Source organism: Sinisalibacter aestuarii, assembly GCF_027923545.1.
In the GTDB taxonomy this organism is placed as follows: Bacteria; Pseudomonadota; Alphaproteobacteria; order Rhodobacterales; family Rhodobacteraceae; genus Sinisalibacter; species Sinisalibacter aestuarii.
In genome coordinates, this window is sequence record NZ_BROH01000009.1 from 11,087 (window position 1) to 24,379 (window position 13,293).

General features: G+C 62.7%; 13 protein-coding genes and 1 tRNA gene. 4 read left to right on the top strand and 10 right to left on the bottom strand.

Annotated features, from left to right (window positions below; all coding sequences use genetic code 11):
• Positions 1-452: 452 nt before the first annotated feature.
• Positions 453-2,207 carry an acetolactate synthase 3 large subunit gene (locus QMG28_RS14300; protein WP_281842997.1) on the top strand — a complete coding sequence of 585 codons (1,755 nt, stop codon included), beginning with the start codon at positions 453-455 and terminating at the stop codon, positions 2,205-2,207.
• A 13-nt stretch (positions 2,208-2,220) separates the two neighbouring features.
• Entirely contained in the window at positions 2,221-2,784 is a 564-nt protein-coding gene (gene ilvN, locus QMG28_RS14305) for an acetolactate synthase small subunit (RefSeq protein ID WP_281842998.1), read from the top strand.
• Positions 2,785-2,823: 39 nt separating this feature from the next.
• On the opposite strand, the gene QMG28_RS14310 is transcribed toward ilvN, so the two are convergent.
• The 8 genes from QMG28_RS14310 to pdxH all read right to left on the bottom strand — a co-directional run bounded on the left by QMG28_RS14310 (position 2,824) and on the right by pdxH (position 10,617).
• Entirely contained in the window at positions 2,824-3,114 is a 291-nt protein-coding gene (locus QMG28_RS14310; protein WP_281842999.1) for a hypothetical protein, read from the bottom strand.
• Between the two features lie 326 nt (positions 3,115-3,440).
• Positions 3,441-3,737: a hypothetical protein gene (locus tag QMG28_RS14315; protein WP_281843000.1), complete on the bottom strand. Its 297-nt coding sequence runs from the start codon at positions 3,735-3,737 to the stop codon at positions 3,441-3,443.
• Positions 3,738-3,752: 15 nt separating this feature from the next.
• Positions 3,753-4,292: an ImmA/IrrE family metallo-endopeptidase gene (locus tag QMG28_RS14320; protein ID WP_281843001.1), complete on the bottom strand. Its 540-nt coding sequence runs from the start codon at positions 4,290-4,292 to the stop codon at positions 3,753-3,755.
• Between the two features lie 9 nt (positions 4,293-4,301).
• Positions 4,302-8,021: a vitamin B12-dependent ribonucleotide reductase gene (locus QMG28_RS14325; RefSeq protein WP_281843002.1), complete on the bottom strand. Its 3,720-nt coding sequence runs from the start codon at positions 8,019-8,021 to the stop codon at positions 4,302-4,304.
• 602 nt (positions 8,022-8,623) lie between these two features.
• Positions 8,624-8,700: transfer RNA gene (locus tag QMG28_RS14330), tRNA-Pro, on the bottom strand.
• A 54-nt stretch (positions 8,701-8,754) separates the two neighbouring features.
• Positions 8,755-9,231: a DUF192 domain-containing protein gene (locus QMG28_RS14335; protein ID WP_281843003.1), complete on the bottom strand. Its 477-nt coding sequence runs from the start codon at positions 9,229-9,231 to the stop codon at positions 8,755-8,757.
• A complete protein-coding gene (locus QMG28_RS14340; protein ID WP_281843004.1) occupies positions 9,228-9,800 on the bottom strand; it encodes a cold-shock protein in 573 nt (190 codons plus the stop codon). Before QMG28_RS14340 ends, QMG28_RS14335 begins: the two co-directional genes overlap by 4 nt.
• Positions 9,801-10,011: 211 nt before the next feature.
• Entirely contained in the window at positions 10,012-10,617 is a 606-nt protein-coding gene (gene pdxH, locus QMG28_RS14345; protein ID WP_281843005.1) for a pyridoxamine 5'-phosphate oxidase, read from the bottom strand.
• A 122-nt stretch (positions 10,618-10,739) separates the two neighbouring features.
• Between pdxH and fabI the strand changes: the two genes are divergently transcribed.
• Together fabI and gpt are read left to right on the top strand one after the other, a co-directional pair.
• The gene (fabI, locus tag QMG28_RS14350) at positions 10,740-11,564 is read left to right on the top strand and encodes an enoyl-ACP reductase FabI (protein WP_281843006.1); all 825 of its coding nucleotides are present in this window, start codon (positions 10,740-10,742) and stop codon (positions 11,562-11,564) included.
• On the top strand, positions 11,561-12,064 hold the full coding sequence (gene gpt / locus QMG28_RS14355) for a xanthine phosphoribosyltransferase (protein WP_281843007.1): 504 nt from the start codon (positions 11,561-11,563) through the stop codon (positions 12,062-12,064). Before fabI ends, gpt begins: the two co-directional genes overlap by 4 nt.
• 58 nt (positions 12,065-12,122) lie before the next feature.
• Here the strand turns inward: gpt and QMG28_RS14360 are convergent, their stop codons facing one another.
• Positions 12,123-12,647: a gamma carbonic anhydrase family protein gene (locus QMG28_RS14360; RefSeq protein ID WP_281843008.1), complete on the bottom strand. Its 525-nt coding sequence runs from the start codon at positions 12,645-12,647 to the stop codon at positions 12,123-12,125.
• Positions 12,644-13,288, bottom strand: a complete 645-nt coding sequence (gmk, locus tag QMG28_RS14365; RefSeq protein WP_281843009.1) for a guanylate kinase — start codon at positions 13,286-13,288, stop codon at positions 12,644-12,646. Before gmk ends, QMG28_RS14360 begins: the two co-directional genes overlap by 4 nt.
• Between the last annotated feature and the right edge of the window lie 5 nt (positions 13,289-13,293).

The following is a 13,293-nucleotide window of genomic DNA, read 5'->3' on the forward strand; positions in this document are numbered from 1 at the left end:
GCTGGCTGCCTTTCCTGTTCGCGTGTGACCGGAATCGCCGCAAAACGCGGCGGTCCCGCGCCATGTGCCAGAGCCACGCGACAGAAAAACGACAGCCATGTAACGGATCGGTAAAACTCTCCGGCGCGGCAAATCGGCGCTCAAAGGCCGAAAATGACCAAAACCGCCGCCCAATTTTAAGGAAGTTCCGCACATCAGCACCATGACGGAAGAAAAAATCGCAGCTAAGCACCCCTGCGACACTTTATTCGGAGTTTTCAGCGTTGACGCCCCCGGTCACGCTGCTAGGGTGACGCCCGTTAAGAGAGGAGCCCTGAGAATGACCGGCATTCTCATCGTAGTAGTGGATGAGCGGCGCATGGGACGGTAAACGTCACCAGGTCTGAGACCCCATGCGCCCCCGAAACCTCGGGGGCCTTTTTTTTGAGACGACGCGTGATACGGAGAGAAAGATGACACGTCAGATGACCGGAGCGAAAATGGTGGTTCAGGCCCTGAAGGATCAGGGTGTGGACACGGTATTCGGCTATCCCGGCGGCGCCGTGCTTCCGATCTATGACGAGATCTTCCAGCAAAACGACATCCGCCACATCCTCGTGCGCCACGAACAGGGCGCGGTTCATGCCGCCGAGGGCTATGCCCGTTCGACCGGCAAGCCGGGCGTCGTGCTCGTCACCTCGGGGCCTGCCGCCACCAATGCGGTAACCGGGCTGACCGACGCGCTGATGGATTCGATCCCCATCGTCGTACTCACCGGCCAGGTGCCCACCTTCATGATCGGCACCGATGGCTTTCAGGAGGCCGACACGGTTGGCATCACCCGGCCCTGCACCAAGCATAACTGGCTGGTGAAGGACACCAACAAGCTCTCGGAGGTGATCCACCAGGCCTTCCACGTCGCCACCACCGGGCGGCCGGGGCCGACGCTGGTCGACATTCCGAAGGATGTGCAGTTCGCCACCGGCGACTATACGCCCCCCGCCAAATCGCGGACCGACCATTACCGCCCGCAGCTCAAGGGCGACGTGGCGGCGATCACCCAGCTCGTCGAGCTGATGGAAGCCGCCGAACGGCCGATCTTCTACACCGGCGGCGGCGTGATCAATTCCGGCCCGCAGGCCAGCCTCTTGCTGCGCGAACTGGTCGAGGCCACCGGCTTTCCCATCACCTCGACGCTGATGGGCCTCGGCGCCTACCCGGCCTCGGGCGACAAATGGCTGGGGATGCTCGGTATGCATGGGCTCTACGAAGCCAACATGGCGATGCATGATTGCGATCTGATGATCAATATCGGCGCCCGGTTCGACGACCGGATCACCGGCCGGCTCGACAGCTTCTCGCCGGAGTCGAAGAAGGCGCATATCGACATCGACGCCTCGTCGATCAACAAGGTGATCCACGTCGATATCCCGATCATCGGCGACGTGGCCCATGTGCTCGAAGACCTGCTGCGCATCTGGAAATCCCGGGGCCGCAAGGTCAACAAGGACGGGCTCAAGGGCTGGTGGGAGCAGATCGGAAAGTGGAAGGCGGTGAACTGCCTGAACTACACCAACTCCGACACGATCATCAAACCGCAATACGCGCTCGAACGGCTCGAAGAGCTGACCCGCGGCATGGATCGCTATGTAACCACCGAAGTGGGCCAGCACCAGATGTGGGCGGCGCAATTCCTCGGCTTCGACGAGCCGAACCGCTGGATGACCTCGGGCGGCCTCGGCACGATGGGCTACGGCCTGCCCGCCTCAAACGGCGTGCAGATCGCCCATCCCGATGCGCTGGTCATCAATGTCGCGGGCGATGCCAGCTTCATGATGAACATGCAGGAGATCTCGACGGCGGTGCAGTTCCGCCTGCCCGTCAAGCAGTTCATCCTCAACAACGAACGCCTCGGCATGGTCCGCCAGTGGCAGCAGCTTCTGCATGGCGAGCGCTATTCGCAAAGCTGGACGGAAAGCCTGCCGGACTTCCCCAAACTCGCCGAGGCGATGGGCTGCAAGGGCCGCACGGTGAAAGACCCCGCGGAGCTGGACGATGCGATCCGCGAAATGATCGAGTATGACGGCCCCTTCCTGCTGGAAGTGCTTGTCGAGAAACACGAAAACTGCTTCCCGATGATCCCGTCGGGCGAGCCGCATAACAAGATGCTGCTGGGCGACGCCCAGGCGACCGATGCGATCGGCGACGATGGCGCGGTTCTGGTGTAAGGAGGGTTGACCAATGGCCGCACTTAAAATCAAAAAAGGCGCCTCCCGCAAATCGGCCTACGATCTGCGCGACCCGCATGCCGAAGTGATCGAGCGCCACACGCTTGCCGTGGTGGTCGACAACGAGGCGGGCGTGCTCGCGCGGGTGATCGGCCTGTTCTCGGGCCGGGGCTACAATATCGAAAGCCTCACCGTGGCCGAGGTGGATCACACCGGCCACCGCTCGCGGATCACCATCGTCACCACCGGCACGCCGCAGGTGATCGAACAGATCAAGGCGCAGCTTGGCCGCATCGTGCCGGTGCATGAAGTGCATGACCTCACCGTCGAGGGTGCGGCGGTGGAGCGGGAACTGGCGCTGTTCAAGGTGGCGGGCAGCGGCGAACGGCGCGTCGAGGCGCTGCGGCTGGCCGATATTTTCCGCGCCAACGTGGTGGATTCGACGCTGGAAAGCTTTGTCTTCGAGATCACCGGAAGCCCGGAAAAGATCGACGCTTTCGCCGATCTCATGCGTCCGCTCGGGCTGGCCGAACTGGCCCGCACCGGGGTTGCCGCACTGGCGCGTGGCGCCGAGTAACCGCTGAGAATGTGCTGCGGGGCGATGGCCCCGCAGACCTCAGGCGACGATCGACAGCCGCGCTTCGGCGAAATCGCCGCGATACTGGCCCATGATGATGTCGCGCGGGTCGCTGCTCGCGACGCCGGGGGTCACATGGTAGATGTCGCGCACGTAGCGCACATCTTCGCGCATTTCGACGGTGAATGTGACCTGATCGCCGCTCGAAAGGGTCTCGTCGCCGCCCGTCATGGACGCTTCGGGACCGATAAAGGCCAATGGCCCCTGGTCTTCGCACCAAACCATTCCGACTTGCGCAGTCGGATTGTACCACAGAACAAGCCCGTTCATCGCATCTGCCTCCTGTATGCAGTGTTTACCACTGACTATTCTTGAATTGCGATAGTTTTAGGGCAGACCTACCCGAAAGTACAAGTCAACGCCAGAAAAATTGCATCTTCCGGCGCAGCGCTCGCGGCCTGTGGCCGGCACGCCGCGCCTCCGGCCAAGAAAAAGGGGAGCGCAGGGCTCCCCAGTTTCGCTGATAAGGCTCGTATTTCGTACCGCCCGGTTGCTTTCTGCCTGCGGCCCTATCCGCGTCGGGGGCGAGCGCACCCGCCCCGTGTGAGGTACTGGTATTCGCGCCGGTGGAGCGCCGGCCTACCTACCCTGCCCGTTCATGCCGATCGCGCCGTGCCGGAGCCGGCGGTTTGCGGCACCCGCCCGGAGGTGAGGAAATAGGCCCGCCCCTCGGTCAGAATGAAGTCGCGCACGAGAACGGTGATCTCGTCGCCCGCGCTGGTGCGAAAGGTGAGCGGGCCCTCCATGACCCGCCCCGCCAGCGCCGCCGGAACCGGAAAGCTGCCCGACCCGGAGGTGACCCCGCCGCCGGTGGAGAGGATCACACGCAGATCCATCTCCTCGGTTTCGCGGCCGTCGATCAGGAAAGACCCTGTGAAATCACGGACTTCCATTGAGTGACCTCGCCATCAACGAATGTTGAACCGCTTCAAAGCAATTCGAAGAACATTGTCGGAAACGCCGAAATGCCTGCGCACACGCTCAATGTTCCCGAAATGCAAAGAATAGGCTGCCTGAAGAGCACCGTCCCCGAACAACAGAGTTTCGGCAAACTCGTTCGCTTCGCGTTCCTTGATGCGGTCCTCGTCAAAGTAGAGCCAGTTTCCCGACGCATCAAAATGCATGTCAAAAGCAAATGGATCTTCATGATCCGCATGCCGGAAAAAGTGTCCTATTTCGTGCAAAACCGCGAACCGCCGCGCCTCAACGCTATGGTTCCTATTTACTTCGATCCGGTAGCCCGCCCTTGCAAATGCATCTTTTACCAGTCTACCAGTCATCCCTTTTGGAAGATCAACCTGGTCGACTTCGAAGCCCAAGCGTTCGGCGAACTCTTTGACTGATCGGGCTTTCCCCTCAATGATAGGAGAAATGTTAAAGTTCCGAAAAAGTTGGCGGATTTCTCCGTTGTCCGGGAGATACCGCATGATATCACGCATGCTCTTCATGTGTTCACCTCACGAACAACCCGTCGTGCCACCGCAGGTATTGCACTTCAGGCAGGTGCCGTTGCGCACCAGCGTGTAATTGCCGCATTCGGGGCACGGATCACCCTCGTAGCCCTGCATCCTGGCCTTGATGCGCGCATCCACCGTGGTCACCGTGCCGGAGGACAGCGCCGTCGAGCCGGTGGTGCCGGTCGATTTCAGCATCGTGCCGCCGGCAAGCCCGTCGGCCGTTTCCGGCACCAGGGTGTGCAGCGCCTCTTCCGGGTCCGCCGCGGCGAAGCCGGCACTGCCCTGGGCGCCGCCCTGCAGCACGACCAGCTCTTGCGGCAGGCGCTTGCGCAGATAGCCGGTGGAGCTGATCTGCTTCAGAACCTCCAGGCTGCGCGATGCGGCTGTTTCGCTCATCTCCTTGATATTGCTCACACCTTCCTCTTCGCCACGGCCCAGATCGTCAAAGGTCGAGCCTTCGGGTTTGACATGGGCCAGGTCCGTGCGGTCGAGGTAGGACACGGCAAGCTCGCGGAAAATGTAATCGAGGATCGAGGTCGCGTTCTTGATCGTGTCGTTGCCCTGCACCATGCCCGCCGGTTCGAACTTGGTGAAGGTGAAGGCGTCGACGAATTCCTCCAGCGGCACGCCATATTGGAGGCCGACCGAAACCGCGATGGCGAAGTTGTTCATCATCGCCCGGAAGCCCGCGCCTTCCTTGTGCATGTCGATGAAGATCTCGCCGAGCGCCCCATCCTTGTATTCGCCGGTGCGCAGGTAGACCTTGTGGCCGCCCACCACCGCCTTCTGGGTGTAGCCCTTGCGGCGTTCGGGAAGTTTCTCGCGGCCAGCGCGGGCCACTTCCTTGATGATGACCTTCTCCACGATCTTCTCGGCCAGCACTTCCGCCTTCTGGTGCGGGGTGCCGGTGGCGAGCACCTCTTCGGCCTCCTCGTCATCCTCGACGAGCGCCGAGGCGAGCGGCTGGCTCAGCTTCGAGCCGTCGCGGTAGAGCGCGTTGGCTTTCACGCCGAGGCTCCACGAAAGCTCATAGGCTTTCTGGCAATCCTCGATGGTGGCGTCGTTGGGCATGTTCACCGTCTTCGAGATCGCGCCCGAGATGAAGCTCTGCGCCGCCGCCATCATGTAGATATGGCTGTCGGTCGAGAGGGTGCGCCTGCCCTTGCGGCCCGAGGGGTTGGCCGTGTCGAACACGTTGTAATGCTCTTCCTTCAGGTGCGGCGCGCCCTCGGTGGTGCCGGTGCCGATCGCATGGTCGTTGGCGGCCTCGATATCGGCGCGGGTGAAGCCCAGATGGCGCAGCATGTCGAAGGACGGGTCATTGAGCTGCTCATCGGTCAGCCCGAGGCTTTGCTTGCAGAAATCCTCGCCCAGCGTCCACTGGTTGAACAGGAAGCGGATGTCGAAGGCGCCCTTGAGGCTGGATTCGATCTTTTCGATCTCGGCCTCGCCGAAGCCCTTCTGCATCAGCGTTGCGGTGTTGATCCCCGGCGCGTTGCCAAGGGTGCCGTGACCCACCGCATAAGCGATGATTTCCTCGATCTGGCTCGACGAATAGCCGAGCGCCTCAAGGCCGGCGGGCACCGAGCGGTTGATGATCTTGAAGTAGCCGCCGCCGGCCAGCTTCTTGAACTTCACCAGCGCGAAATCGGGCTCGATGCCGGTGGTGTCGCAATCCATCACAAGGCCGATGGTGCCGGTCGGCGCGATCACCGAAACCTGGGCGTTGCGGTAACCGTGCGCCTCACCCAGCGCCAGCGCCTCGTCCCAGCAGCCCATGGCCAGATCCACCAGCTTGCGGTCGGGGCAGTTGGTGTGGTCCAGCGCCACCGGCTTCACGGTCAGGCTGTCATAGCCCTCCTCGGCGCCATAGGCGGCGGTGCGGTGGTTGCGGATCACCCGCAGCATGTGCTGGGCGTTGCGGGCATAGCCGTCAAACGCGCCCAGCTCGCCCGCCATCTCGGCGGAGGTGGCGTAGGCCGTGCCGGTCATGATCGCGGTCAGCGCGCCGGTGAGCGCCCGGCCCTCTTTCGAATCGTAGCCGTAGCCCATGTTCATCAAGAGCCCGCCGACGTTGGCGTAACCAAGGCCCAGCGTGCGGAAATCATACGACAATTGCGCGATTTCCTTCGACGGGAACTGCGCCATCATCACCGAGATTTCCAGCGTGATCGTCCACAGCCGGGTGGCGTGCATGTAGTCTTCGGCCTGGAACTCGCCGCCTTCAAGGAATTGCAGCAGGTTCATCGAGGCCAGGTTGCAGGCGGTGTCGTCGAGGAACATGTATTCCGAGCACGGGTTCGAGCCGCGGATCTCGCCATCCGCCGGGCAGGTGTGCCAGTCGTTGATCGTATCGTGATACTGGATGCCCGGATCGGCCGAGGCCCAGGCGGCATGGCCGATCTGCTCCCACAGATCGCGCGCCTTGATCGTCTTGGCGACCCCGCCATCGGTGCGGCGGATCAGTTCCCAGTCGGCATCGTCCTTGACGGCTTGCAGGAAGGCATCGGTGACGCGCACGGTATTGTTCGAGTTCTGGCCCGATACGGTGGCATAGGCTTCGCTGTCCCAGTCGGTGTCATAGGTCGGGAATTCGATCGAGCTGTAGCCCTGACGCGCGTAGTCGAGCACGCGCTTGACGTAATTCTCCGGGATCGCGACCTTTTTCGCATCGCGGATCGCCGTCTTGAGGGTTTCGTTCACCTTCGGATCGGTGGCGTCTTCGATCGCGCCGTCCCAGGCGCGGATCGCGGCGAAGATCTGGTTGAGATGCATCTCGTGCATCTTCGAGCCGGCGACGAGCGAGGCCACCTTCTGCTCTTCCTTCACCTTCCAGTTGATATATTCCTCGATATCCGGGTGGTCGGCGTCGACGATCACCATCTTCGCCGCCCGGCGCGTGGTGCCGCCCGACTTGATCGCGCCCGCCGCGCGGTCGCCGATCTTGAGAAAGCCCATCAGGCCCGAGGATTTGCCGCCGCCCGAGAGCGGCTCGTTGGCCGCGCGCAGCGACGAGAAGTTGGTGCCGGTGCCGGAGCCGTATTTGAACAGACGCGCCTCGCGCACCCAGAGATCCATGATGCCGCCATCGCCGACAAGATCGTCGCCAATCGACTGGATGAAGCAGGCATGCGGCTGCGGGTGCTCATAGGCCGAGGCCGACTTGGTGAGCTCTTTCGTCTCGTGATCGACGTAGTAATGCCCCTGGCTGGGGCCGTCGATGCCATAGGCCCAGTGCAGGCCGGTGTTGAACCATTGCGGGCTGTTCGGGGCTGCCATCTGGCCTGCCAGCATGTACCGCATTTCGTCGAAATAGGCCTGGGCGTCGGCCTCGGTGGTAAAATAGCCGCCCTTCCAGCCCCAATAGGCCCAGGCGCCCGCAAGGCGATTGAACACCTGCTTGGCCGAGGTTTCACCGCCAAAGCGCTGATCTTCCGGGAGTTTTTCAAGCGCCGCCTCGTCGGCCACATGCCGCCAGAGGAACGAGGGAACGCCGGTTTCCTTCACCGGCTTGGTGGCGGCGGGCACACCGGCTTTGCGGAAATATTTCTGGGCGATCACGTCGGACGCCACCTGGCTCCAGTTTTCGGGCACTTCCACGCCTGCGAGGTGGAAGACCACCTTGCCATCGGGATTGCGGATCTCCGACGATGTCGTGGTGAAGGATATATCGTTATAAGCGTCTTTGCCTGCCTCGGTAAATTTGCGTTCGATCTTCATATCGGCCCCTTCGTCTGCCACCCGCCTTTTCATGCGGATTGAATTGATACCTCCCGGTCAGGCGATAAGCAGGAAAAGGATAGTGATGGACGGCCAAAGAGGGGCCGCCGCCGACCGATGACGCGATCAACGCTTTATCGCTCCCCACCTCTGAGCGGGGCTGCTCGATACCAAGGTCTTCCTATCCCTACCTGCCCAACGGCCACACTATATATTGTGGCTTGCCGACCAGCTCGCACAAACTGGCGTAGGCTTAACGAAATATCAACGTCCAATTTTCATGTTTTTTGCTTGACGCGGGCGCCGGTTTGCGCGGCTCCGAGTCGGCGCCTGTGGGCGATTTGTGGACAGAGCGGGAAACGGCCCGTTTTTTCAGGCCCTTCCCCCACGCTTCTTGCGCAGCGCTTCAGCCTGCCCCCGGCAATGGCGAAAACGCCGCAGCAGACCCAAAGCGCGGCAGGGCTGCAACAGGCAAGCGCCAGCCTGGGTGAAATGTTGGATTAGCGTAAGAATCGGGCAGAAAGCACACCAGATTTCGGCCCTGCTGATCGAAATCCACTGTATGTTGTGGTTTCCCAAAGGGTTGGGCCAAACGGTGAAGATGGTCGGGACGGCGAGATTCGAACTCACGGCCTCCTGTACCCAAAACAGGCGCGCTACCAGGCTGCGCTACGCCCCGACGGCGGTGTCATACAGAGGCCCGCCGGAATTGGGAAGCCTTGTTGCGCCACGATCACTCGGCGCAGGGCCAGGCCGCGTCAGATCCGAAGGCCGGGTGGCGCAGCTCGTCGCCCGGCGCGATTCCCAGCATCGCCGCAAGCCCGCCCCTGATCTCAAGCACCGCAATCACCCCGTCGCCGCCGCCGATCGGCGTCAAATCGCCGGGTTGGGCCATCGCATGCACATGCTGCACCACACCCTCGGGAGTGACGAAAACCATGTCGAGCGGAATGAGCGTATTCTTCATCCAGAACCGCGGATCACCGGCGCGCGGATAGACGAAGAGCATCCCCTGCGAGGTGCCCAGGCTCTCGCGGAACATCAGCCCCTGCGCCCGCTCGGCATCGTCATCGGCAATCTCGACGGTGAACCGCGCCTCGCCAAAGCCGCCCCGGATATCGAGCCGCTCGGGCGCGCAGACATCTCCGGCCCAGGCCGCCTGTGCGAAAGCTGCCAGCGCAAATCCTGCCGCTGCCAGCCCTGCCCTCACGCGCCCTCGCCTTCGTCGCCGCCGTCGCCTTCGTCGCCGCCCAGCGCCATGTCCCAGGCGCAGACCAGCACCGCCATCCGGCCGCGCGATCCGTCGATCACCCGCAGGCAGACGGCCTCGCCCGGCTGCAGATCGGAAAAGCCCGACCGGCGCAGAACCTCGATATGGATGAACACGTCTTCCGGCTTGCCGAAGACGTTGGCGAAGCCGAAGCCCTTGCCCTTGTCGAACCATTTGATTCGGGCCGGCTCCAGCGGGCCGGCCTCTGACAGGTCGACCTGATCGTGCTGCAAAACGTCGGAGCTTGCCTCCGCGCTTTCGGGCGGTTCGATGGCCAGCACCTCGACGGCCTGCATCCCGCGTTTGGTCGTCTGCGCGATCAACTCGATCTGCGCGCCGTCCGCCACGGAACTCTGGCCGAAGTTTCGCAATACATTTGCGTGCAGCAGGATATCCGGCCGCCCCTGATCCACCACCACGAAGCCGAAGCCCTTGGCTGGATCAAACCATTTTACTTGCCCGCGCACGGTTTCCCGCTCGCCGGCGACCTCATCATGATCTTTCGTCATGTCGCGCGCTTCCCGCGATGTGTTCGCATCCCACCACATATCTGCGACAGAACGTTGTTATGTGCAACCAACTAAAACATATACTTTTGTACAGAACACCATATCACGGATTTTTCGTTGCGTCACATTGGGGATAGGTGAATCACGAATAATCATCCGCAAGGCGAAACGCCCGCCGGAGCTGTATGCATAGGTTGAGTAGCGGGCCGAGTCAGGGGTTGAGGCGCTGCACATCCCAGGCGGCATCGACGCTGTCGCGCCGCCAGCGGAATCGGTCATGCAGCCGGAAGGCGCCATCGGCCCAGAACTCGATCTCAAGCGGCCGGATCCGGTAGCCGCCCCAGAAATCCGGGCGCGGCGGATGCAGCCCGAGCCGGGGGGTGAGCCGCGCCACCTCGGCCATCAGCGCCGCCCGGCTGTCGAGCGGCTGGCTCTGCTGCGAGGCCCAGGCGCCGAGCCGGCTCTTGAGGCTGCGCGAGGCGAAATAGGCATCGGCCTGTTCCCCCTCCTCGCGCGTCACCAGCCCGCGCACCCGCAACTGACGGCGCAGGCTTTTCCAATGCATCACGAAGGCCGCCTTGCCCGCGCCCTCGATCTCGCCCGCCTTGGCGGAGCCGTAATTGGTGTAGAAAACGAAAGCGTCCGGCTCGATCTCTTTCAGCAGCACCATACGCACATTCGGCAGCCCGTCGGCATCGACACTGGCCAGTGCCATCGCATTCGGATCGTTGAGCTCCAGCGCCTCGGCCTCGTCGAGCCAGTCCTGGGCGATCCGGAACGGATCGTCGCCCGCGAAAATGCCCGTTCTGTCACTCATGCCGGCCTCCGTCTTCGCGCCCCGATTGCCGCCACGTCAGCACAGCCTCGTGGCAGGCTTGAAGCAGTCCGATCAATCGCCTAAACCGACTTAACCGATAGTAGCGGGACGGGGAACAGCGAATGTCGAACGGGTTGATGAACGGCAAGCGGGGCCTGATCATGGGGCTCGCCAACGACAAGAGCATGGCCTGGGGCATCGCGAAAGCGCTGAGCGACGCGGGTGCCGAACTGGCCATCTCCTATCAGGGCGAGACCATGCGAAAACGGGCCATCCCGCTGGCCGAACAACTCGGCGCTCCCATCGTCGCCGAATGCGACGTGTCGGACGACGCCTCCGTGGATGCGCTGTTCGGCCGGCTGGAGGAGAGCTGGGGCAAGATCGACTTTCTCGTTCACGCCATCGGCTTTTCCGACAAGTCGCAGCTGCGCGGCAAATACGCCGATACGACGCGCGACAATTTTCTGCTGACGATGGATATCTCCGTCTATTCCTTCACCGCCGTGGCCCGCCGCGCCGCCGCGCTGATGCCCGATGGCGGCGCGATGGTGACGCTCACCTATCTCGGCGGCGAGCGCGTCATGCCGCATTACAACGTGATGGGCGTGGCCAAGGCCGCGCTGGAGGCCAGCGTGCGCTATCTCGCCGAGGATTTCGGCAGGGATGGCATCCGCGTCAACGGCATCTCCGCCGGGCCGATCAAGACGCTGGCCGCCTCCGGCATCGGCGATTTTCGCTATATTCTGAAGTGGAACGAGCTTAATTCGCCGCTGCGCCGCAACGTGACCATCGACGATGTGGGCAACTCGGCGCTCTATCTGCTCTCCGATCTCGGTGCCGGCGTGACGGGCGAGACCCACCATGTCGATGCCGGCTATCACGCGGTGGGTATGAAGGCAGTGGATTCGCCCGATATCGACGTGTCCAACGGGAGGAAAGACGCATGACCGACCGCCTGCCCCACGAAAAGGGCTTTCACGTTTCCTGGGATCAGATCCACCGCGACAGCCGGGCGCTCGCCTGGCGGCTCGACGGCCACGGGCCGGATGGCGGCGGCTGGAAGGCCGTTGTGGCGATCACCCGCGGCGGCATGGCCCCGGCGATGATCGTCAGCCGCGAACTGGATATCCGGCTGGTCGATACGATCAGCGTCAAGAGCTACGACCACCAGGCCCAGTCCGAGCCGGTGGTGATCAAGTCGCCCGACATGGCGATGATGGGCGACGGCACCGGCGTGCTGATCATCGACGACCTCGTCGACACCGGCAAAACCCTCGAAGTGGTGCGCGCCCTGCTGCCCAAGGCGCATTTCGCCACCGTCTATGCCAAGCCCAAGGGCCGCCCGATGGTGGATACGTTCATCACCGAGGTGAGCCAGGATACGTGGATTTTCTTCCCGTGGGACATGGCTTTGCAATATGTCGAGCCTTATCGCGGCAAGGACTGAGCGAAACCCGGTTTCTTTCTAAGAAACCGATCCGAATTCTTAGAAAGAATTCGGCGTCTTATCCGATCTTCTTAAGCCCCGCCCGGTAGCGCGCCGCGTTCTCGCGGTAATGCGTGGCCGAGCCGACCAACTTGGCGCGCGCCGCCGCGTCCAGTTCGCGCACCACCCGGCCCGGGCTGCCCATGACCAGCGATCCCGGCGCGATCTCCTTGCCTTCGGTCACCAGAGCGCCGGCGCCGATCAGGCAGCCCTCGCCGATCACCGCGCCGTTCAGGATCGTCGCCCCCATGCCGATCAGCGCGCCGTCATGGATCGTGCAGCCATGCAGCATCGCCTTGTGGCCCACGGTCACATTGGCACCGATGGTGAGCGGAAAGCCCATATCGGTATGGCAGACCACGTTTTCCTGCAGGTTCGACCCCTCGCCCACCACGACCGGCTCATTGTCGCCCCTCAGCGTCGCCCCGAACCAGACCGAGGCCCCGGCGCGCAGCACCACCTTGCCGATCAGATTGGCATCGGGGGCGACCCAGGCATCGTCGGCCAGCTCGGGCGCGATCCCGTCGAGCGAATAGAGCGTCATTCCAGATCCTCGAATTCCGATTGCAGGCCACGGATGAAATCGAACAGGCCCGGCTGCTGGGCCTGGCGCAGCCGTTCGGCGATGACGATGGTCTTGAGTTTTTCAAACGTCACGTCGAGATCGTCATTGACCAGAACGTAATCGTAGCCGTGCCAATGGCTGATCTCGTCCCAGCTTTTCTGCATCCGCTTCTGGATCACATCGGCCGCATCCTGCCCCCGGCTCACCAGCCGGCGGCGCAGTTCGGTGATGGAGGGCGGCAAAACGAACACCGAAAGCACATGATCGCGCAGCGCCGAATGCTTGATCTGCTCGGCGCCCTGCCAGTCCACGTCGAACAGCACATCGCGCCCGGCGTCGATCGCCTCTTTCACCGGCGCCATCGGCGAGCCGTAGAAATTGCCGAACACATGGGCATGTTCCAGCATCGCACCATCGGCCACCATCTTCTTGAACGCGGCTTCGCTGACGAAATGGTAATGCACCCCGTCCTCTTCACCAGGGCGCGGCTTGCGGGTGGTGGCCGAGACCGAAAAGCTCAGCGTCTCATCCCAGTCCATCAACTTGCGCGCCAGCGTCGTCTTGCCCGCACCCGAGGGCGAGGACAGGATGATCAGAAGGCCGCGGCGAGTGCTGTTCATACCCA